The 21,834-nt window shown below is 28.6% G+C and carries 18 protein-coding genes and 2 pseudogenes; 15 read left to right on the top strand and 5 right to left on the bottom strand.

All coding sequences use genetic code 11. The features are described 5' to 3' along the window. Window positions 1–63: 63 nt before the first annotated feature. The 3 genes from B5F09_RS05975 to B5F09_RS05965 are packed head-to-tail and all read right to left on the bottom strand — an operon-like array spanning window position 64 to window position 2,986. Window positions 64–1,239, bottom strand: a complete 1,176-nt coding sequence (locus B5F09_RS05975; protein WP_087372582.1) for a MalY/PatB family protein — start codon at window positions 1,237–1,239, stop codon at window positions 64–66. A 2-nt stretch (window positions 1,240–1,241) separates the two neighbouring features. After that, a complete protein-coding gene (locus tag B5F09_RS05970) occupies window positions 1,242–2,255 on the bottom strand; it encodes a PTS transporter subunit EIIC (protein WP_087372579.1) in 1,014 nt (337 codons plus the stop codon). 53 nt (window positions 2,256–2,308) lie between these two features. Beyond that, a complete protein-coding gene (locus tag B5F09_RS05965) occupies window positions 2,309–2,986 on the bottom strand; it encodes a PIG-L family deacetylase (protein WP_087372576.1) in 678 nt (225 codons plus the stop codon). Between the two features lie 323 nt (window positions 2,987–3,309). Between B5F09_RS05965 and nrdD the strand changes: the two genes are divergently transcribed. The 6 genes from nrdD (at window position 3,310) to B5F09_RS05935 (ending at window position 9,445) form a co-directional block, all read left to right on the top strand. Continuing rightward, on the top strand, window positions 3,310–5,469 hold the full coding sequence (nrdD, locus tag B5F09_RS05960; protein WP_087298654.1) for an anaerobic ribonucleoside-triphosphate reductase: 2,160 nt from the start codon (window positions 3,310–3,312) through the stop codon (window positions 5,467–5,469). 2 nt (window positions 5,470–5,471) lie between these two features. Next, window positions 5,472–5,984: an anaerobic ribonucleoside-triphosphate reductase activating protein gene (nrdG, locus tag B5F09_RS05955; RefSeq protein ID WP_087372573.1), complete on the top strand. Its 513-nt coding sequence runs from the start codon at window positions 5,472–5,474 to the stop codon at window positions 5,982–5,984. Between the two features lie 301 nt (window positions 5,985–6,285). Continuing rightward, window positions 6,286–6,900 carry a phosphatidylcholine/phosphatidylserine synthase gene (locus B5F09_RS05950; protein ID WP_087298652.1) on the top strand — a complete coding sequence of 205 codons (615 nt, stop codon included), beginning with the start codon at window positions 6,286–6,288 and terminating at the stop codon, window positions 6,898–6,900. Next, a complete protein-coding gene (locus B5F09_RS05945; RefSeq protein ID WP_087372570.1) occupies window positions 6,897–7,754 on the top strand; it encodes a phosphatidylserine decarboxylase in 858 nt (285 codons plus the stop codon). Before B5F09_RS05950 ends, B5F09_RS05945 begins: the two co-directional genes overlap by 4 nt. A gap of 16 nt (window positions 7,755–7,770) precedes the next feature. Beyond that, the gene (locus tag B5F09_RS05940; protein ID WP_087298650.1) at window positions 7,771–8,541 is read left to right on the top strand and encodes a ParA family protein; all 771 of its coding nucleotides are present in this window, start codon (window positions 7,771–7,773) and stop codon (window positions 8,539–8,541) included. After that, window positions 8,531–9,445 carry a ParB/RepB/Spo0J family partition protein gene (locus B5F09_RS05935; RefSeq protein ID WP_204215239.1) on the top strand — a complete coding sequence of 305 codons (915 nt, stop codon included), beginning with the start codon at window positions 8,531–8,533 and terminating at the stop codon, window positions 9,443–9,445. Before B5F09_RS05940 ends, B5F09_RS05935 begins: the two co-directional genes overlap by 11 nt. A 399-nt stretch (window positions 9,446–9,844) precedes the next feature. On the opposite strand, the pseudogene B5F09_RS05930 reads toward B5F09_RS05935, so the two are convergent. Continuing rightward, window positions 9,845–10,639: pseudogene (locus B5F09_RS05930) on the bottom strand (Abi family protein). 382 nt (window positions 10,640–11,021) lie between these two features. Here B5F09_RS05930 and B5F09_RS05920 point away from each other — a divergent pair. From B5F09_RS05920 to B5F09_RS05895, 5 genes and pseudogenes are all read left to right on the top strand, one after another. Then, a pseudogene (locus B5F09_RS05920) lies at window positions 11,022–11,677 on the top strand (HAD family hydrolase). 2 nt (window positions 11,678–11,679) lie between these two features. Next, on the top strand, window positions 11,680–13,080 hold the full coding sequence (locus tag B5F09_RS05910) for an ROK family protein (protein WP_087372554.1): 1,401 nt from the start codon (window positions 11,680–11,682) through the stop codon (window positions 13,078–13,080). A gap of 148 nt (window positions 13,081–13,228) precedes the next feature. Further along, on the top strand, window positions 13,229–13,939 hold the full coding sequence (locus B5F09_RS05905) for an ABC transporter ATP-binding protein (protein ID WP_087372551.1): 711 nt from the start codon (window positions 13,229–13,231) through the stop codon (window positions 13,937–13,939). After that, entirely contained in the window at window positions 13,923–15,476 is a 1,554-nt protein-coding gene (locus tag B5F09_RS05900) for a putative ABC exporter domain-containing protein (RefSeq protein ID WP_239404267.1), read from the top strand. Before B5F09_RS05905 ends, B5F09_RS05900 begins: the two co-directional genes overlap by 17 nt. Before the next feature lie 128 nt (window positions 15,477–15,604). Further along, on the top strand, window positions 15,605–16,486 hold the full coding sequence (locus B5F09_RS05895; protein ID WP_087298641.1) for a radical SAM protein: 882 nt from the start codon (window positions 15,605–15,607) through the stop codon (window positions 16,484–16,486). Window positions 16,487–16,509: 23 nt separating this feature from the next. On the opposite strand, the gene B5F09_RS05890 is transcribed toward B5F09_RS05895, so the two are convergent. After that, window positions 16,510–17,271 carry a DeoR/GlpR family DNA-binding transcription regulator gene (locus B5F09_RS05890; RefSeq protein ID WP_158095808.1) on the bottom strand — a complete coding sequence of 254 codons (762 nt, stop codon included), beginning with the start codon at window positions 17,269–17,271 and terminating at the stop codon, window positions 16,510–16,512. A gap of 138 nt (window positions 17,272–17,409) precedes the next feature. Here B5F09_RS05890 and B5F09_RS05885 point away from each other — a divergent pair, with 138 nt between their 5' ends. From B5F09_RS05885 to B5F09_RS05870, 4 genes are all read left to right on the top strand, one after another. Further along, window positions 17,410–18,075, top strand: coding sequence for an HAD family phosphatase (locus tag B5F09_RS05885; protein WP_087372540.1), 666 nt, complete (start codon window positions 17,410–17,412; stop codon window positions 18,073–18,075). Then, window positions 18,068–19,459 (top strand): ROK family protein, encoded by a 1,392-nt coding sequence (locus tag B5F09_RS05880; protein WP_158095807.1) that lies wholly within the window; start codon window positions 18,068–18,070, stop codon window positions 19,457–19,459. The genes B5F09_RS05885 and B5F09_RS05880 overlap by 8 nt, the downstream gene beginning before the upstream one ends. A 186-nt stretch (window positions 19,460–19,645) precedes the next feature. Beyond that, window positions 19,646–21,121, top strand: coding sequence for a 6-phospho-beta-glucosidase (gene ascB / locus B5F09_RS05875; protein WP_087372533.1), 1,476 nt, complete (start codon window positions 19,646–19,648; stop codon window positions 21,119–21,121). A 129-nt stretch (window positions 21,122–21,250) separates the two neighbouring features. Then, a complete protein-coding gene (locus tag B5F09_RS05870) occupies window positions 21,251–21,817 on the top strand; it encodes a DUF2232 domain-containing protein (protein ID WP_087298636.1) in 567 nt (188 codons plus the stop codon). Window positions 21,818–21,834 lie beyond the last annotated feature (17 nt).

Below are 21,834 nucleotides of genomic sequence, written 5' to 3'. Positions count from 1 at the left end.
CCCCTCATTAATATAATTTTTAGCTATTTTAACATGTTTATTTCAATGATAAAAGTAAGCGCTTTATTTATTATAGTTTAAGTAATCAATACTTATTTTTAATCGCTTTAAGCCTTCTAATAATTTATCTTTACTACAGCCAACGCACATTCTTAAATAACCATCTTCAAAATAAGTATTGCCAGGCATAATTCCCACTTTACCAATGTTTACTAGGGCATGTTGTAGCTGTTTGCTGTTAAATGGTAATTGGCGACAGTCGATCCAGGCCAAGTAAGTTGCTTCTGGTTTGATAAATTTTAATGGTGAACAATTATTATTAATATATTCTTCAATTATGTTCATATTTTCATTTAAGTAGGCAACTAGCTGTTGGCGATAATCGTTGGCTTCATTGTAGGAACTAATCAATGCCATCATCCCCATATAATTAGCTGAGTTTACAAAATCACGATGTTTAGTTATTGTTAAAAAGTTATTTTTAATCTCAGGATCACTAATAAAAGCATAACTACCACCAAGACTTGGATAATTGTAGGTTTTAGAACCAGAAGAGACTAGATATAATTGTGAATATTGATCTAAAAAAGAAACAATTGGATAATGCGTTTTATGATAAACGATGTCCATATGTATTTCATCAGAGATGATTTTTACATCATATTTTTTAGCTAATTCAATTATTTTTAATAATTCATCTTTGTCCCAAACTCGTCCAGTAGGATTATGAGGTGAACATAGTAAAAAGACTTTACATTTTTTAAAAGCGTCTTCTACGGCTTTAAAATCGATGGTATAATAACCGCCATTATTATTTAATTTAATACGAACTGGCTGTAAATGATGATTAATAATCGCATCTTCAAAATCAGGGTACATTGGTGAAAAGGTCGCAACATAGTCGTTTGGGTTAGTAAGCAAAGACATTAATAATGATAAACTATACATAACCGATGGACTATAAATGATCCAGTCAGGATTAATTAAAGTATTAAAATGTTTTTTAAAATAATTACAAATTGCATTTTTAAAGTCATCGTGATTCCAACGCGTATAACCAAAAATTTCCATTTTGGTAGCTTCTTTTAAAGCATTTGTAACTGGTTTAGGGATGATAAAATCAGTATCCGAGATAGAAAAGGGTAAAATATCATCACGACCAAATCGATCAGCGATATAATCCCATTGGCTGCTGTAAGTATTTTTTCGATTGACTAGTTGATCAAAGTTATATTTCATGTTTAATTCTCCCTATATAAAAATTTCCAAAATAGTAATGATCCACCAATTTGGATCAGATTAACAATGATGCTTCGATAATCAAAGTTAACTAAAAAGCCCTCAATAAAAATACCTAGATATGGGGCATCAAAAATAGGCTTGTTTAAATAGCCTAATGCCATTAAAGCAAATGGGAAACTGCCAAGGATCGTGCCACCAATAACAAATGGTAAAAAAGCTTTTTTGTTTTTTGTTACTGGCAAGCCAAAAATAACATTTTCATTTACACCAAACCAGGCTGCTTTTAAACTGCTAGGAGCTAATTTTTTTGATAATAAGACAATACCAATAGTAACCCCAGTACCAGACATATTTGCAAAAGCTGACATCGTTCCATGAGTGAATAAATGTTCTAATGGTAAATTAAGTAAAGCGGCCTGAATATTTTCGCTTAAAAATAATAATTGAATCGGACCAAGAAAAGCTAATAATAAAGCTGGATGATAACCAAAATAAAAAAGCAGGCAGTAAAGAAAAATGATTAGGATACAAGTGATCGGTAAATCGAATAAAGATAGCCAATCTAAGTTTATTTTGATTTGTAAGGCGATAAAAGTGATTACAATAAAGCTTAATATTAAGATAATCTTTTTAACTGAATCCTCAACAAATTTTGGTAAATCTTTAATAAAATGATAATTAAGCAAATATTTTTCAAAAATATAGTTTAGATAATATAATACTATAGCGATAAGATAGGCACTAATGATGTTGTTTTGTTTAGTGATAATTAAGATGATAAAAGCAAATAGACAATATTCAATTCTATTAGTTAGATAGAAACTTAATACAACTGCTATAAAACAAGGTAGGAGAGTAATAATCAACAAACATATTTTACTAGCAAGTAAAGATGAAGAGAAATTATTTATTAATAGACAAATTGAAGCTAGATTTAAAGCTAAAAAAAGAGCAGGAAATGAATTGTTGATAGATTGAATAATATGACTGTTAGTTATTTTTTCGATCTTCATAAAAATCCTCCTTTAAATAAGTATAGTAAATATTTTTGTAAAAGTAAAAAGGATTAGTACCATTCCTGGTAACTAATCCAATTCTCGTATGCATTCATATGTTGTAAATGCTGACAAACTTTATCTTGCGACGAATATATTGAGAGTAATTGATTTTTTTGTTTCAACAATTCTTCATTAAAAGTAGGTTTCATTGACAACATTGGACTAGTTTTTTTGTAATATTTTCCAAAATAATATAAACAATTAGTTTTGTTTAATTCTTTGGCAATATTTGTAACAATAGAACTAGTCATTTTATGATGCTGATGACCATATTCACCACTAGGGTTATGAGTTACAATTTTTGAAAATGTCTGTTTTTGTAACAAATAGTTAAGATCGTTTTTAATATTTTTTTGTGAGTTTTTCCAATCGTCCCGTTTACCGTTTGTTTTATCAGGATAGTCAAGAATAATTCCCGTACCCTTAGTTTGTTTAATTACATCATTAAACTCCTTAGCACGAGTTTTATTGTCACCATTAGTTAAACAGATTACTAAATATTTATCCTTGATAAGATGCATACCGCCCCAGATTGTTTCATCATCAGGATGGGCAACGATCATAATGTTTTGATAACTGTTTATATCAATTTGATCGAATAGATCTTGATGAATAGCATTACTATGATTAGTATTGCTACAAGCAGTAAAAAGGATTAAAGATATAATAATAATTAATTTTTTCATGATTCTATTTTAACATAGTGAGTTATTAATGAAATTAAAGGTTTCTAAACAATAATTAAGTATTACTTAATTATTTATAAAGTTAGTTTAACCTGTTTTTAAAAGGATATACTTTAAGATGGTAAGAAAAATTAAATATAAAAAAGTAGTGATTTAAACAAGATAATATGTTATAGTTGGGATTTGTTGAGGTTTAAATTTTTTATTTATGTTATAGATTGGATTAAGTTTTGGTTAAAAAATTTCTAAGTAAAGGTGCATATCATTATCAAAATGATTTTTTTAATGATAAGATAGGATTTGTAATTTTAGGAGGGAACATGATGAGAGTAATAAAAAGAAACGGCCACACTGTTGATTTTGATGCAACAAAAATAGAAAACGCTATTTTAAAAGCAATGAAATGCGGTAGTGGAATTATTGATGAACAATGTGCTAAAGATATTGCAAGAGAAATTGAAGAATGGCATCGCTATAGCGATGGTGATATTTCAATTTATCGTATTGAAGGACAAGTGTTCGAAAAATTAATTGAAAAAGGGCAGATCTTAACTGCTAAAGCTTATGAAGGATATCGAAAAGTTAGAGAGTTTCAACGAGAAACCAACACTATCGATAATGAAATTTATGGCATCGTAAATCAAACTAATAAAGAAGCTATGGAAGAGAATTCTAATAAAGATGCGACCGTTTTAGCTACTCAAAGAGATTTGATTGCTGGTGAGTTTTCAAAAGATTATTGTCGAAGATTGTTATTACCACCAAAAATCGTTCAAGCTCATGATGATGGAATCATTCATTTCCATGATATGGATTACTATATTCAAAAAATGCATAATTGCGACTTAGTTAATTTAAAAGATATGTTCGCTCAAGGTACAGTAATAAATGATAAATTAATTGAAACACCAAAATCATTACAAACTGCTTGTACGGTAGCTACTCAAATAGTCCAACAAGTAGCAAACGGGCAATATGGTGGGCAAACAATCTCATTAGCGCACTTATCACCATATGTAAGAATTAGTTATGAAAAACATAAAAAGAACGTTATCAATGAAGGTAAAATGATTGGTATTGATTATAGCGATGAACAAATTGAAAAAATAGCTAAATCTAGATTAAAAGATGAAATCAAAGCTGGTATTCAAACAATTCAATATCAAATCAATACTTTTTCAACAACTAATGGACAAGCACCATTTTTATCTGTCTTTATGTATTTAAAAGAAGAACCCGAATATATTGAAGAAACAGCAATGTTAATTGAAGAAACACTTAGACAACGCTATGTAGGAATGAAAAACCCAGTTGGGGCATATGTAACACCAGCTTTTCCAAAGCTATTATATGTATTAGATGATAATAATGTTCCTCAAGACAGTAAATATCGTTATTTAACTGATTTAGCTGTTAAATGTGTTGCTAAAAGAATGATGCCTGATTTTATTTCAGCTAAAATCATGCGTGAAAATTATGAAGGTCAAGTATTCCCTTGTATGGGGTGCCGTAGCTTTTTATCACCATGGAAAGATGAAAATGGTGAATATAAATGGTATGGACGCTTCAACCAAGGTGTCGTTACTTTAAACTTAGCTGATGCTGGTTTATCTGCAGATCACAATCTTGATAATTTCTGGAAAATTCTTGATGAAAGATTGGAATTATGTAAAGAAGCATTATTATTACGTCATGAAAGCTTAAAAGGAACAATTGCTGATGTAAGTCCGATTCATTGGCGTTATGGAGCTCTTGCAAGATTAAAATCTGGAGAAAAAATTGATAAATTATTAGAAAATGGTTATTCAACTATCTCACTTGGATATATTGGATTATATGAATGTGTTGTTGCTTTAATTGGTCAAACTCATACTTCAAAAGAAGGAAATGAATTAGCAACAAAAATCATGGAACGTTTAAGAGAAGCTTGTGATAGCTGGAAAGAAGAAACTGGTTTAGGTTTTGGTTTATATGGTACTCCAGCTGAATCAACTACTTATACTTTTGCTAGAGCATTGAAAAAACGTTTTGGAATTGTTCCAGGAGTAACTGATAAGGATTATTTAACAAATTCATATCATGTTAATGTTCGTGAACATATTGACGCCTTTAGTAAATTAGAAGTAGAAGCTAAATTCCAGAAATTATCTTCTGGTGGTGCTATCAGTTATGTTGAAGTTACTAACATGTCACAAAATTTAGATGCCTTATCAGCATTGATAGATTATATGTATGAAACAATTCAATATGCTGAAATTAATACAAAATCAGATTATTGTCAAGAATGTGGTTTTGACGGTGAAATTTTATTAGATGAAAATCGTGAATGGTATTGTCCAAACTGTGGCAATAGAAATCACAAAACATTAAATGTTTGTCGTAGAACATGTGGATATCTAGGTGATAACTTCTGGAATCAAGGAAGAACTCAGGAAATTGCAGAACGTTTCGTTCATTTAGATAATCATTTATATGGAGAATAATTGTGAGGTACGCACAAATAAGACAAATTGATATAGCTAATGGCGAAGGTATTCGAGTTTCGTTGTATGTTCAAGGGTGTCATCAGCATTGTTTAAACTGCTTTAATCCTGAAACATGGGATTTTTGTGGTGGGAAGGAATTTGATCAACAGATTGCTGATGAGTTAATTGAGCTGATTAATCAGCCCCATATTAATGGTGTTACTATCTTAGGTGGTGAGCCTTTAGAAAAGGAAAATCGCTATGATGTTGCTGATTTATTAAAAAGAATAAAAAAGGAATGTCCTGATCGAACAGTTTGGCTATATTCAGCATTTCTATATGAAAAAATTCAAGAATTTGATGTTTTGATTTTACCTTATATCGATGTTTTGGTTGATGGACCATATGTTGATCATTTAAGTGATCGAAAACTTAGATTTCGTGGTTCATCTAATCAAAGAATTATTGATGTTCAAACTTCGCTTAAACAAAATAAGGTTGTATTATATCAGCCAAGTCGTTATTATCGATAAGCAGTTTACTTTAAGTAGACTGCTTATTTTAATGAAAAGTTAGCGATAAAATTTTTTTATCTAAGATGGTAAATGATATTTTTTATGATATAATGACTCCTTGAGGTTAATATAATTGAGTTTAAATAGTAACTATTCTTTTTTAATATGAATAAAAATGTGGTAGAATCGACTGTTTTTGGTTGATTAGGATTTAAACTTTGATATAATAGAAACCTAAATTTAGCTTAATTTTGTATCGTATTATTTAAATATGTGCTATACTGTTTTTGTTGAAATTTTTTATTAGGGAGCAGGAAAAATGATCGGATATTATAGTTATACGGTTATTCTTACATATTTATCACTGGTTTTTGCAATGGCAGGAATCCATTTATCATTTAATGGTATGTATCAGTGGGCTTTTATTTGTTTAATAATGTGTGGGATTTGTGACACTTTTGATGGAATGGTAGCACGAAGTAAGAAAAATCGTACAGAAGAGGAAAAACGTTTTGGAATCCAGATAGATTCTTTATGTGATTTAGTTGCTTTTGGAGTTTTCCCGGCAATTTTAGGATATAATGTAGGCTTGAGTTCTATTGGCTGGCTAGCAATTGAAATTTTCTATGTTTTAGCGGCTGTAATTAGATTGGCTTATTTTAATGTTCAAGAGGAAACACGTCAAAAAGAAACAAATGAAAAAAGAAAATATTATCAAGGTTTACCAGTAACAACATCATCATTTATCTTACCGATGGCTTATGCACTTCGCTATGTTGTATTTAGTCTGGATTATCTTTATGGTGCATTGATGTTGATTACCGGAATTTTGTTTATTGTTGATTTTAAAGTTCCAAAAGTGCAATCAAAAGGATTAGCGGCTTTAGGGGTATTAGTAATCGTGGAATTGATTCAAATAATGGTGGTAAAATGATAGTAGTTGATCGTTTAGGAAATATTCAAACTAATGGGGAAAGTCAAAATAATTTTTTAAAGAAACTTTATGGCACATTTCTTGGTAGATGTGCTTTAAAAATTCTTGTTTGCCGGTTTGTAAGTAATTTAGGTGGCTGGTATATGAATTCACGTTTTTCTAAATGGCAAATCAAATCATTTATTGAAAAAAACAATATTGATATGTCACAATTTGAAAATCGTCAATTTACTAGTTATAATGATTTTTTTACAAGAAAAATATTACCAGGCAAAAGACCTTATAGTAAAGATAATAATGTTTTAATTAGCCCAGCAGATGCTAAATTAAGTTGTTATCGTATCGATGATAAGTGCCGTGTTACTATTAAAGATACTAGTTATTCATTAGAAGAATTATTAGAAGATAAAGAATTAGCTAATGAATATTTAAACGGTTATTGGCTTGTATTTAGATTGACAGTTGACGATTATCATCGTTATCATTATATTGATGATGGTAAAATTATTGGAAATAAATTTATTAACGGGAAATTTCATACCGTTAATCCAATTGCTAATGATTATTATCCTATTTATAAACAAAATACTCGTAGTTACACAGTTATTGAATCAAAAAATTTTGGTAAAATGGTTCAAATGGAAGTTGGAGCTATGATGGTTGGTAGAATTGTTAATTATCCTAAAAAACAATGTTATCGTGGCGAAGAAAAAGGATATTTTGAATTTGGTGGTTCAACTGTAGTTATATTGTTAAAAGAAAATCAAGCAATTATTGATGAGGATATTGTTAAAAATACTATTAATGACAAAGAAACAGTAGTAAAATTAGGAGAGAGTATAGGTAAGAAGTAATGAAGGAGGCCAAATAATGACAAGAATAATTGCAATTACAAATCAAAAGGGGGGCGTTGGTAAGACAACAACGAGTATTAATTTAGCTGCAGCTTTGGCAAATACTAAATATCGTGTTCTTCTTATTGATATGGACCCTCAGGCAAATGCAACTCAAGGGATTGGAATTGATCGTGATAATATTGAATTATCAACTTATAATATAATTGTTGAAGAATGTGATATGAAAGATGTCATTGTTCCTTCATATATTGCTAACCTTGATGTAGCACCGGCGAGTATTGATTTGGCTGGTGCAGATTTAGAATTGGCTAATGTAAAATCAGGGCGTGAACAACGATTAAGAAACGCTCTTAATAAAGTGAAGAAAAATTATGATTATGTAATCATTGATTGTCCACCGGCACTAGGGTTATTAAATACTAATGCATTAACAGCATGTGATTCGGTATTGATCCCAGTTCAATGCGAATATTATGCTTTGGAAGGTTTAACACAATTATTAAATACAGTATTATTAACACAAAGTGTGTTTAATCCTAAGCTTACAATTGAAGGGATCCTTTTAACAATGTTAGATCAACGAACTAATTTAGGGGTTGAAGTTTCTCAAGAAGTAAGAAAGTATTTTAAAGAAAAAGTATATAAAACTGTTATACCTAGAAATATTAAATTATCTGAAGCGCCATCTGAGGGATTAGCTATCTTTGATTATGATAATAATTCTGAAGGAGCCCGTTCTTATCGAGAATTTGCAAAAGAGGTGTGTAAACGAAATGCCAAATAATACAACAAAAAAGACTAAAAAAACTACAAATACAAATTCTAAAAACAAGCGTTTAGGTAAAGGGTTAGATGCTATATTTGGTGGCGATATTACAACTTTAATTGATGATATTGAAAATAATACTCCTGCAAGTAAACAGGTGTTAGTATCGTTAGATGAAATTCGTCCTAATCCATATCAACCAAGAAAATTATTCGATGAAGAAAAGCTTCAAGAATTAGCGGTTTCAATTAAAGAACATGGGGTTTTTCAACCGGTTATTTTAAAAAGTTCTATCCAAGGATATGAAATTGTTGCTGGGGAAAGACGATGTCGTGCGGCGAGAATAGCTGGATTAACAGAAATCCCTGCAATTATTGTTGATTTTACTGATCAGCAAATGATGGAAATTGCTTTGTTGGAAAATATTCAAAGAGAAGACTTAAATTCAATTGAAGAAGCTCGTGCTTATCAACAAATGATGGAAAGACTAGAGCTTACTCAAGAAGAATTAGGTAAGAGAATTGGGAAATCTAGAAGTTATATTGCTAATACTCTTAGATTATTACAATTACCAGATAAAATTCAAAACTACGTTCTTGAAGGTAAAATTACAATGGGGCATGCTCGTTGTTTAATTACGTTATCAAAAGAAAAAGCTGAAAGTATTGCTGATAGATGTATTAATGAAAATTTATCTGTTCGTGATGTTGAAAATATTGTAAAGGGAATTGAATTAGGAAAAACTCGTAAAAATCAACCTAAAGTTGAAAAGCCTAAAGAATATAAATATGTTGAAGATTTATTGCGTAAAAAATTTAGAACAAAAATTAAAGTGGATGATAAAGCTTTAACAATTAAATATACTGACATCAAAGATTTAAATCGAATCTTAGAATTAATGGGTGTTATTGAAGAGAGTTAATATTGGCTAAAACGTGTATCAAATTGGTACACGTTTTAATGTTATAAAATTATTGATTTATTGTATTGCTATTATTAATTAAACTGATTAATAAAGATAAAAAATTTAATTAAAAAAAAGTTGAAAGAATATTTTAGGACTAAATAAAACATGTTCTTTTATTTATTGAACGTGTTTCTATAACTAGATTTAAATACATAATATATGTCTAAAGATGTATTATTTATTTTTTATAATAATTTATGCTTTGTATTTTTACGAATATTATTACTCCTTTTGAATAATAATATTATTGATCCTAAGTTACCCGCGTGGGCTTAGGACTTTATATTTTTTTAATAAGATTCCAATTTTTAGATAATCCCATTTGATTATATATTTCAGATATTGGTATTGTTTTCAATTTTTAGATAGACTTGTTAATCTACCACTAATTTTATTAAACATGGTATTAAATTCTTCAGGAGGTAATAAAATTTTGGATATGATTAGGACTGAAAATATATTATTTTTACCACAAATGTATTGATTCTTATCATTTTTAGGTATTTGTAAATTTTCATGGTAGGGAGTGTTTGAAATCAATTTTTTGCACTTGGCATTATAAATTCTATCATCATGCGCACATAGGTTTCTAAAATAAGCAAGGACTTCAATATATGATGATAAATCTTGTTCCATTATATCCCAATGTTGTGAAACTTCGATACGTTCTTTTTGTTTCATAAGTTTATAAAAGGTAGATAGTCTTGAAAAAGATATGGTGTTAACTAATACCCATAAAGGAACATAACCATGCTTTACTACATAGTGATTTATATAGTCCTTTTTTAAAGTGGCTTGTGCAAGATCCATTTGAATCTTAGAAATTAACTCATTGATATGTTTAGCTCTGTTGCTTACTTTAATTTTTGATGCAGCATCATATTTTATATAATCAAAATTAGAATATCGCATTTAATTTTCAACACCGTGATATTTAGAAAATACATATGAAATTAAGGTCCTCAATGTATTTTCGATTTGTAAAGTGTATTTAAAAATTATAGAACGCAATTCTCTATCAAAGCAATATAGTGCGTATAACTCATCGAAAGTAGTACCATTTATAAATTTTTCGTTATTATTTTCATCTCTACAACAAAATAACTCCTTATAGCCATTTATCACGTTATAATAATTGTGAATGGTCAAAATTTCTTTTGCCTGGTTTCATCATTTATAATCAAATTTCGATTTTTTAAAATTTCAATTTGTTGTTCAAATGTTTTATATTCTCTTACCATAAATATTCTCTTAAAAAATAAAAGTCTCGAGCCCTAACGGGTAACTCGAGATCTTTCGTACTCAAATAATATACCATTAATTGGGGCAATGTCAATAGTTCAATATGATGTATTTTTAGGTGTTTAATGTATTTAAAATATATTGATTTTTAAATAGTTGTTTTTTTATTATACAGATTAGACAAAATTACTGGTTTAATCTTTTTCTTTATTTTAAATTTTTGTAGTAATTCTTGATAGAAAATAAACATAGTTTATAATTAATATATAGAGTTAGGGGAGAAAAAACAATGATTAAAGGAGTTATTTTTGATTTTGATGGTGTAATTGTTGATAGTGAATATATTTCATATGAATGTTATCGTGATTTTTTAAAAACTTATAATATTATATTTACAAAAGAGGACTATATAAAATATTGCCCGGGAAAACAATTAATCACAACGATGAATTTCTTTAAAGAATTCTATGATTTAGATATTGATATTGATCAGGCTTGTCAGTATTTTAGAAATAGAGAGCAATACTATCTAGATAAAGATGGTGTACCATTAAAAAAAGGAGTTAAAGAATTATTAGATTATCTTGTTAGTAAAAAAATTGCTATCTGTTTGGCCACTTCTAGTGTAGAAAAGCGTGCAATAACAATTTTAGATAATTATCAATTAACAAAATATTTTGATGCTTTTGTTTTTGGGGACGAAGTAAAACGAGGAAACCATTTCCAGATGTGTTTTTAAAGGCTTGTAAAAAAATTAATGTTCAAAAAAATGAGGCAATAGTAATTGAAGATAGTGAAGCTGGGATCGAGGCAGGTTACAATGCAAAAATTAGAGTGATTTGTATACCAGATATGAAATATCCTGATGATAAATATCAGTTAATGACTTGTAACATTTATAGAGATTTAACAAATATAATAAAATATATTGAAACGGTGGGATAATAATGGATGAGTTTTTAAGAGAAATAAATGCTGCTATTTTTTGGCAGTATATTAGAAATTATCAATATGAAAATAATATGCAGGTTACAGTCACTAATGAAACAATTATTATTAAAACAGCATATAGTTATAGTGAAATCAATGCTTATGATCAGCAAATATTTGAATTTAAAGTATCAAATACATATAGTCATGAAGATGAATTTTATTTGCATTTTCAAATGAAAAATATGAAACATGCCCTCGAATTATTTGAGGAGATGTTAGAAATTATCGGAACATTAGTAAATAAACCAAAAACTAAAGTATTATTGTGTTGTAGTGGCGGTTTAACTACTGGTTTTTTTGCGATGAAATTAAATGAAAGTGTTAAAATATTGCAAAAAGATTATTTGTTCGAAGCGGTGGCTTTTGATCAGTTATCGACAGTTGCTAAAGATTATGATGTTATTTTATTAGCACCACAAATTTCTTACCAGCATGCCACCGTTCAAGAACAGTTTCCTAATAAAATAGTTTTAAAAATACCAACTCGAGTTTTTGCAAAATATGATACTAGTAAAATGTTAAATTTGATTGAAAAAACACAGATTAAAGAATATAGAAAAAAACATGAAGTTTTAACGTTAGGTGAAATTACTCGTAGACATGGTGAAATCCTTACTTTGGCTTTAATTAGAAATAGTGTTCGAATTCATATTGGATATCGTTTGTTTGGTCGGGATAATGAAATACTAGAAGATGGTGAAATAATTAAAACTTATCTGACAGTTGATGATATCTGTGATGTTATCGACACAATGATGTTAAAACATAAGCACATTGACGCAATTGCAATTGCTACCCCAGGAATTATAAATAATGGAATTGTTGATACTATGAAAATAGAAGGGATGGTTGATGGTACTGATATTAAAGATGCTTTAAATAAACATTATCGCCAAAAAATAATTCTTTGCAATGATGTTAACTCAGTCGCTGTAGGGTATCACGCTTGTCAAAATAATTATCATAATATTTCAGTAATATTTCAACCAGTTGGAACTAATGCAGGGATAGGAAATATTATTAATGATCAGTTACACGTTGGTAATAACTCATTAAGTGGTGAAGTGCAGTTTATGCCATTAAAGTTATCAAAAAGTCGTTTTGAACTTAATAAAACCGCTGAAGGAACAATTGAACTATTAACCCAGGAAGTACTTTTATGTATTGTTACAGTTGCTCCTGAGTTAATAGTTATTTGTAATGTTCTTTTTGATTTAGATGAATTAAAAAATGAATTGCTTAAATATTTACCAAAAGATTATTGTCCTAAAATAACAAAAATAGACTATTTGCAAGATTATAGTTTTATTGGAAGTTTTATCTTGGCGATTCGCGAGTGTGGCGTTGATAAATAATATATCGAATGAAGGTAGCAAATCACTAACATGCTGATTACTACCTTTTTTGTTTATGAAAAATATTTTCTTAATAAATATTAATATAGCTAAGTTGCATATACAGTTGGTGTTAGTTACTTTATAATAGAAATAGGAGGGAATTTTTATGATCGAAGTAATTGATTTATGTAAAAGATATAATAGTTTTAAAGCAGCAGATAATGTTAGTATAGTTGCCAAGCCGGGGAAAATAACTATTTTACTTGGACCTAATGGGGCTGGTAAGTCAACTACGATAAAAAGTATTGCTAATTTATTAGAATTTGATGGGAAAATAAAAATTTGTGGATACTATAACGATACTGTTGAAGCAAAAAGGTGTTTTGGCTATGTTCCAGAAACACCAGTTTTATACGATGTTTTAACAGTTAAAGAACATATTGATTTTATTGGTAATGCTTACCGAATTAATAATTATCAAAAAATAGCGGATTATTATTTAGATTTGTTTGAAATAAGTGAAAAAAAGAATCGTTTAGCTAAAGAGTTATCTAAAGGAATGAAGCAAAAATTAAGTATGCTATTAGCATTGATGATTAAACCCCAAGCTTTATTAGTGGATGAACCAATGGTAGGATTAGATCCTGCAAGTATTGAAACTGTATTAGAAATATTTAAAACACTCAAAGAACAAGGTTGTGCTATTTTGATTAGCACTCATATTATTGATATTATCAACGATATTTATGATGAAGCTTATATTATGGATAAAGGAAAAATTATTAATCATGTTTGTAAAGAAAATTTACATGATGAAACGCTAAAAGAATATTTCTTTGAAGCAACAGATGGTAAACAAGATGAAACCGTTAATTAAATTGAAAATATTAAAAACTAAAGGTTCTATTCGTGAGTTGTTTGAAAATAAAGCGGCTGGTATTATTATTATATTCACTGGATTAATTTATTTATTAGGATTAGGGACAATGATTGGAAATACTAGTGCATCAATGCAAAATAATCCTTTAGTAAATATTATGATTTTAATCTACATTGGTTTTTTAGCTATTTTGATTTTTTCAACTTTTATGTCATCTAGAAAAGCATTATTTTTTGGTGAAGATGCCTTTTATCTATTTACTGGACCATTTACTAAAACGCAAATCATGACCTATTTAACTTTTCAAAATTTATCTCAATCATTGTATTTAACTTTGATTTGTTTTATGATATTTGTTTTCTTTTCAACGATTGTAACTGTAAGTTTAGGGTTTATGATTTTAACAGCAGTTGTTTCTATGATAGCATTTTTTTGCTTTTTGATATTAAGTGATTATTTATATGTATTATCAATTGGTGATCGTAAATATCGTAAATATTCTAAAATCATCCCAGCAATAATAATAATTCTAGTCCTAGTGGTAGTGGGACTGGTATATTTACAAACAGGTGATTATAATAATTTATTACTTAATTTGATTAAATCAGATTTATTTTATGTCATTCCAATATTTGGCTGGATCAGATTAATTTTAGTGTCATTTATTGAACAGAATTTTTTAATCACTTTACTAACTTTCTTGTTACTTTTAATTACAACAGTTTTGATTTATTATGCATTTATCAAATATCAAGGTGACTTTTATGAACAAGCCTTACAAGATGGTTTTGAATATTCTAAAGTAATGAAAGCTGCTAAAGAAGGAAATCAAAGATCAATCAGTAATCAAAAAGTAAAAACCAAAATTACTGGTAAATTTAAACAAGGTGCCTGGGCTATCTTGTCAAAAAACTTCTTAATTATGAGAAAAGGAAATGAATTGATCAATAAAAATGATATTGTTACTTTAGGTATATATATTGCAATTACGATATTTTTAAAAGCTGATTTAGAATTATTTATATACTGGGTTATACTTTGGGTATTTACAGCGATTCGACAGTCTGAATTAGCTAGAGATATGAAAAACTATCAAATTTATTTAATTCCTGAAAATCCTTTTAAAAAGCTTCTTGCCGTAACAATACCAACATTTATTAAAGTGTTTGTTTATGCGTTTATTGCCTTTTTAATAGTTGGCATTTATTACCATCATGGGTTAGGTGTTATAATAACATATTTTATGACTATTTTAGGATATACAGGAATTATCATTAGTGGAACTATCTTATCACTTAAGTTTTTTAAAAATCTTTCTTCAAGTTTTTTTGAGACTATCATGACGATAATTTTGATGATGATAGCAGCAATTCCTAGTACTATAATTTTAGCATTTGTGGTTACTAGTATAGATTCGCAAGTATTGTTAGTACTTGGAAGTTATGTTAGTTTAATTGTGAATTTAGTAATTAGTTTATTAATACTTTATTATTGTCGTGATATGATGAACGGCTGGGAATTGAATGATAAATAATCTTAATAGATAAACTAAAGACTTGTTGGGTTGATTACTATCTAACAAGTCTTAAATATTATTATAATTATAGTTGTTGATGTATTATAAAAAGCTAGATATAATTAATTATCTATAGGAGGAGTTTTATGCATTTTAAAAATGTTAAGGGAATTTTGTCTTCGACAAATGGCATGAATTTATATCGCGGTTGTTTACATGGCTGCATATATTGTGATTCAAGAAGTGAGTGTTACTGTATGGATCATGATTTTGAGGATGTTGAAGTTAAGGCAAATGCCCTTGAATTATTGGAAAATAATCTTAAAAGAAAACGTTCAAAATGTATGTTGGCTACCGGATCGATGAGTGATCCTTATATTCCTCTTGAAAATGAATTAAAACATGTTCGAAAAGCATTGGAGTTAGCTTATAAATATGGTTTTGGTTTTACTCTAATAACAAAATCAAATCGCGTATTAAGAGATTTGGATTTATTGACAGCGATTAATAATAAAACCAAATGTGTAGTACAAATGACATTGACAACTTGTGATGAAAATTTATGTAAAAAAATCGAACCCAATGTAAGTACAACTAAAGAGCGAGTTGCAGTGTTAAAAAAATTGCATGAAGCAGGCATTCCGACGGTTGTTTGGCTTTGTCCAATTTTACCATTTATTAATGATACTAAAGAAAATATCAAAGGGATCTTAGATTACTGCATTGAAGCTAAAGTCTATGGCATAATTTGTTTTGGCATGGGAGTTACTCTTCGCAAAGGAAACCGAGAATATTTTTATCAACAGTTAGACCACTTATTTCCTGGTATGAAAGAAAAATATATTAAGACCTATGGGGTGAAATACCAGCTAAATAGCCCTAATAACAATGAATTAATGCAATTATTTCATCAAACGTGTCAGGCTAATGGCATAGTTCATGATAATAATCAAATATTTGATTATTTAAAAAAATATGAAAATAAGCATGAAAATATTCAATTAAGTTTGTTTGATGATATCGAATAAAGAACTTTATTTATGAAGTTCTTTTAATTAGCAACAATAACATTAATTTTATGCTTTTTACATAATGTTAATAAATTCTCAGGGAGTTCTTGATCTACAATTACGATATCAATATCTTCATAAGAATATACTAAATAATAATTGATTTCATTGAATTTAGTATGATCCATTAATAATACTGTTAAATCAGAACATTTTTGAAATGCTTGTTTTGTTGCAATATCACGTTTAGTCTTTGTTGATACTCCGTTACTATTAAAACCGCTAGCAGAGACAAACAAGATTTCAGCATGTCTTTTAGCTATATAATTAGCAGCATCATTACCGAAAATACTCCCATGTTTATAATTATAAGTGCCACATACCACTTCAACATGATTAGTTTCATCTTTTGATAAGATTTGAGCAATTGAGACATTATTTGTTAAAACGTTCAAATCTTTTTTATTGGCAAGTTCTTGAGCAAGCCAAAGAGTTGTTGAACTAGAATCAATAAAAATATTCATACCATTATCAACTAGCAAGGCGGCTTTTTTTGCTATTTTGATTTTTTCTTCACTATTCCAATTAGTTCGATAGTCAATAGAAGTAATCATGTGGTCTTGACTAATAAAAGAAGCACCACCATGAGTTCTTTTAAGAAAACCATTTTTTTCTAATTCGTTAAGATCACGTCTAATAGTAGCTAAGCTAACATATAGTTTTTTTGATAACTCTTCTACAGAAATATATCCTTTGTTATTTAAGGCGTCTAAAATTACGTCTTGTCTTTCCTTAGGAATCATATTTTTCTCCTTTTGATTGTTTTCAATCATATTATAGGCTTAAATATGTTTGTTTTTCGATATTATTGCCAAATATTGAAAGAAAAAAAGCAAATCGTATAATTATTAGTGTAAAAAGATAGCGATGAAGGTTATAAAATGATAAAAGGTGTTATTTTTGATTTTGATGGAGTAATTGTTGATAGTGAGTATATTTCGTATGAATGTTATCGAGATTTTTTTGAAAATTATAATATAAGTTTTTCTAAAGATGATTATATTGAACATTGTCCTGGTAAAACATTGGTGACAACAATGAATCTTTTTAAAAAACATTATAATCTTGAATATGATATTGATAGTGCATGTGCTTTTTTTCGAGAAAGAGAACAATATTATGTTGATAAAGATGGAGTAGCTTTAAAAGCGGGTATAAAAGATTTAATGAATTACTTAAAAAATAAAGATATTTATATTTGTTTAGCTACTTCTAGTGTTAAAAAAAGAGCTTTAACAATTTTAAATGAACATAAGTTGACAGGCTATTTTGATGATTTTGTTTTTGGTGATGAAGTTGAAAGAAGTAAACCATTTCCTGATGTTTTTTTAACTGCTTGTAAAAAAATTAGTATAAATCCCGATGAAGCTCTAGTTATTGAAGATAGTGAAGCTGGAATCGAAGCGGCTCATAATGCAAAAATAAGTGTTATTTGTATACCAGATATGAAACAGCCTGATCATGAACATTGTTTATTAGCTACAAAGATTTATCCTGATTTATCTTGTGTCAAAGATTATATTGAACAGGTCAATGGAAATGGATGAGTTTTTAAAAGAAATTAATGCTGATATTTTTTGGAAATACATTAAAGCCTATGATTTTAATGAAAATATGCAAGTTAAAGTCGAAGATAAATCGGTAATTATTAAAACGGCGTATAGTCATAGTCAAATTAATTACCATAATATGCAGCTTTTTGAATTTAAAGTGTCTAATACATATTTGCATACTGATGAATTTTATCTACATTTTCAAATGAAAAATATGAAACATGCTTTAGAATTATTTAATGAAATGTTAGAAATAATTCAAACTCTTGTAAATCGACCACAAGTAAAAATATTACTTAGCTGTAGTGGTGGATTAACGACTGGTTTTTTTGCCATGAAATTAAATGAGTGTGCTAAACTTCTTGATAAAGACTTTAAATTTGAAGCAGTTGCTTTTAATAAATTAATAGAGACAGCAGAGAATTATGATATTATTTTATTGGCACCACAGATTTCATATCAACATGCTTCACTTCAAGAACAACTGCCTAATAAAATAGTATTAAAGATCCCTACACAGTTTTTTGCGAAATATGATGTAAGCAAATTGATTGATTTAATTGAAAAAGTTCAAGTTGCCGAGTATAAAAAAGAACATGAAGTTTTAACATTAGGGGAAATTACTTGTAAACATGGTGAAATATTAACTTTAGTATTGATTAGAAATAGTCTTAGAGTTCATATTGGATATCGTTTATTTGACCGAAATAATAAGGTTCTTGAAGATGGAGAAATAATAAAGAATCATGTTACTATTGAAGATATTTTTGATATTGTCGATACGATGACACTTAAACATACTCATATTGATATTATCTCTATAGCAACGCCAGGAATAATCAATGATGGAATTGTAGATGTTATGAAACTTTCAGGTATGATTGATGGAACTAATCTAAAAAAAGCTTTTGGAAAAAGATATCGCCAAAAGATTATCTTGTGTAATGATGTAAATGCTGCAGCTGTAGGGTACCATGCTTGTCAAAATAACTACCATAATATTTCTGTTATTTTTCAACCGGTTAGCACTAATGCTGGAATGGGACATATAGTTAATGATCAACTGCTTGTTGGTAGTCATTCATTAAGTGGTGAGGTACAATTTATGCCGCTAAAGTTATCAAAAAGCCGTTTTGAACTTAATAAAACTGTTAAAGGGACAATTGAACTTTTAGTACATGAGGTTCTTTTGTGTATAGTTACAATAGCTCCTGAATTAGTAGTTATATGTAATTCTCTTTTAGATTTGGATAAGTTAAAAAATGAATTGATTAAATATTTACCTAAAGATTATTGTCCAAAAATAGTCCGGATTGATTATTTACAAGATTATTGTTTTATTGGCAGTTTCATTCTAGCGATAAGAGAATGTAATTAATTATTTTTGATATAATGTTTAAAATTGATGACTTAGAATAACAGTCTGATAAAATCATCTAGATAAGTAAAATTCGATTAGTTTCTATATTATATATTAATTTTGTTTCATCTCATGAAATAAACAGGCAAAAAAAATTTGAAATGCTAAGATATATAAGGATAGAAAATAAGGAGGTCAAATAATATGACAAGAAAATTTCCTGATGGATTTTTATGGGGAGGCGCTACTGCTGCTAATCAAGTAGAAGGTGGCTGGAAAGAAGGCGGAAAAGGAATTTCAGTATCAGATTGTGCTCGTTCGCATTTAGATGTTGATGTTCAAGATTACGCTAAACAAAATGAAATTACTAGTAAGGATATTGAAGAAGCATTAGCTACTGATGATGAATCTTTATATCCAAAACGTCATGGTAGTGATTTTTATCATCATTATAAAGAAGATATTGCAATGTTTGCAAAGATGGGCTTTAAGGTATTTAGATTGTCAATTGCCTGGTCAAGAATTTTTCCTAATGGTGACGATGAAATGCCCAATGAAGAAGGTTTAAAATTTTATGATAATGTATTTGATGAATGTTTAAAATATGGAATCGAACCATTAGTTACAATGTCACATTATGAACCACCACTTAATTTAGTATTGAAATATAATGGCTGGTATAATCGTAAATTAGTTGGATTTTTTGAAAAATTTGTTAAAACAATCTGTACTCGTTACAAAGATAAAGTTAAATATTGGCTAACATTTAATGAAGTCGACAGTATGATTCGTCATCCTTATACAACAGGTGGCTTAGTAAGAGACCGTTTTCCAGAAGATGTGAATTGGAATCAGATTATTTTCCAATCAATGCATCATCAATTTGTAGCTAGTGCCCTTGCAACAAAGATATGTCATGAAATAATTCCTGGTTCAATGGTTGGATGTATGTTGACAAAATTAACTTATTATCCATATTCATGTAAGCCAGAAGATGTATTACAAGCACAACAAGATATGCGTAGTACTTATTGTTATAGTGATACTCAAGTATTTGGAGAATATCCAGCGTATTTATTAGCTAAATTTAAAAACGAAGGGGTCAAAATTGTTAAGGAACCTGGTGATGATGAAATCATGAAAAAATATCCAGTTGATTTCGTGTCATTTAGTTATTATTCAAGCAGTTGTGTTGCTAAAGATGATCAGGGTTTAAAGAAAACAGCAGCTAATACAATGACCGCAATTAAAAACCCCTATATTCCAACTAGTGATTGGGGTTGGCAAATTGATCCAATTGGTTTAAGAATTTCAATGGTTGATTTATATGACCGTTATCGTAAACCGCTATTTATTGTTGAAAATGGTTTAGGAGCTAAAGATGAAGTACTACCTGATGGTACAATTGATGATCAATATCGAATTGATTATTTTGATGCTCATTTTAGAGAAATGTTAAATGCTATTGAAATAGATGGAGTTGAATGTTTAGGATATACGTCTTGGGGATGTATTGATTTGGTATCAGAATCAACTAAACAAATGTCTAAACGTTATGGCTTCATTTATGTTGACGTGGATGATTATGGAAATGGTACCTATAAACGAATTCCTAAAAAAAGTTTTTACTGGTATAAAAAAGTTATTGAGACAAATGGTGCTTGTTTGTTTGAAGATTAGAATATCCTTAGGGGTATTCTTTTTTTGTTGATATTTGCTTATTGATGGTTAATTGATGATAGGAATTGATTGTGATATAATCTTTTAAACTATTATAAAGACTATCGTTATAGTTTAAGGAGGACGAAAATGAATAGTGGCCGAATAAAAATGATGACGCAAGGAGCGATGTTAGCGTCGCTATTTGGTGTATTAGGAATTATTAATATGTATACAGGGAGTTTATTTGATGTTCTTTTTACCTATGTAATGGTAGTTATTTTAACTTATTATACGTATATTTATGATTATCAAGCTGGGTTGATTGTCTTGATAACGACATTTTTTGTTTTGTTTTTAGCTGGTGAATTGTTTTTTACTTTTTTTACAAGTTGTACTTTGTTGATGGGAATTTTTTATGGTTATTGTTTAAAACATCAAAAAAGTATTAATTTTAGTAAATATGGTTTAATTTTTATATCAGCTATAAAAAATATAGTTGTTTTTTTTATTCTTAGTGGTCTGCTTGGAATTGATGTTATCAAAGAAGGGCTAGAAATCTATCAAGGAATTATTAATGTGATACCTTTTTTACAGGGAATATTAAACCCGATAGTTATGTTTGTAGTTTTATGGATTTTAATGATTATTTGTGAATCCTACATTATTAGGGTGTATTCAGGGTTATTGATAGTTAAAATGATGAAAAGAAAATAAAATTCATGTATAATGAT

Origin of the sequence: Erysipelatoclostridium sp. An173 (assembly GCF_002160495.1) — a bacterium.
GTDB classification, from domain to species: Bacteria; Bacillota_I; Bacilli_A; order Erysipelotrichales; family Coprobacillaceae; genus Thomasclavelia; species Thomasclavelia merdavium.
Note: the sequence above shows the minus strand (reverse complement) of the source record. Positions and strands in the feature narration are given on the sequence as shown.

Bases quoted from the DNA above. Each gene is read 5' to 3' on its own strand.
- B5F09_RS05975 (WP_087372582.1), bottom strand. From the start codon at position 1,239: ATGAAATATAACTTTGATCAACTAGTCAATCGAAAAAATACTTACAGC.
- B5F09_RS05970 (WP_087372579.1), bottom strand. From the start codon at position 2,255: ATGAAGATCGAAAAAATAACTAACAGTCATATTATTCAATCTATCAAC.
- B5F09_RS05965 (WP_087372576.1), bottom strand. From the start codon at position 2,986: ATGAAAAAATTAATTATTATTATATCTTTAATCCTTTTTACTGCTTGT.
- nrdD (WP_087298654.1), top strand. From the start codon at position 3,310: ATGAGAGTAATAAAAAGAAACGGCCACACTGTTGATTTTGATGCAACA.
- B5F09_RS05950 (WP_087298652.1), top strand. From the start codon at position 6,286: ATGATCGGATATTATAGTTATACGGTTATTCTTACATATTTATCACTG.
- B5F09_RS05945 (WP_087372570.1), top strand. From the start codon at position 6,897: ATGATAGTAGTTGATCGTTTAGGAAATATTCAAACTAATGGGGAAAGT.
- B5F09_RS05940 (WP_087298650.1), top strand. From the start codon at position 7,771: ATGACAAGAATAATTGCAATTACAAATCAAAAGGGGGGCGTTGGTAAG.
- B5F09_RS05935 (WP_204215239.1), top strand. From the start codon at position 8,531: ATGCCAAATAATACAACAAAAAAGACTAAAAAAACTACAAATACAAAT.
- B5F09_RS05910 (WP_087372554.1), top strand. From the start codon at position 11,680: ATGGATGAGTTTTTAAGAGAAATAAATGCTGCTATTTTTTGGCAGTAT.
- B5F09_RS05905 (WP_087372551.1), top strand. From the start codon at position 13,229: ATGATCGAAGTAATTGATTTATGTAAAAGATATAATAGTTTTAAAGCA.
- B5F09_RS05900 (WP_239404267.1), top strand. From the start codon at position 13,923: ATGAAACCGTTAATTAAATTGAAAATATTAAAAACTAAAGGTTCTATT.
- B5F09_RS05895 (WP_087298641.1), top strand. From the start codon at position 15,605: ATGCATTTTAAAAATGTTAAGGGAATTTTGTCTTCGACAAATGGCATG.
- B5F09_RS05890 (WP_158095808.1), bottom strand. From the start codon at position 17,271: ATGATTCCTAAGGAAAGACAAGACGTAATTTTAGACGCCTTAAATAAC.
- B5F09_RS05885 (WP_087372540.1), top strand. From the start codon at position 17,410: ATGATAAAAGGTGTTATTTTTGATTTTGATGGAGTAATTGTTGATAGT.
- B5F09_RS05880 (WP_158095807.1), top strand. From the start codon at position 18,068: ATGGATGAGTTTTTAAAAGAAATTAATGCTGATATTTTTTGGAAATAC.
- ascB (WP_087372533.1), top strand. From the start codon at position 19,646: ATGACAAGAAAATTTCCTGATGGATTTTTATGGGGAGGCGCTACTGCT.
- B5F09_RS05870 (WP_087298636.1), top strand. From the start codon at position 21,251: ATGAATAGTGGCCGAATAAAAATGATGACGCAAGGAGCGATGTTAGCG.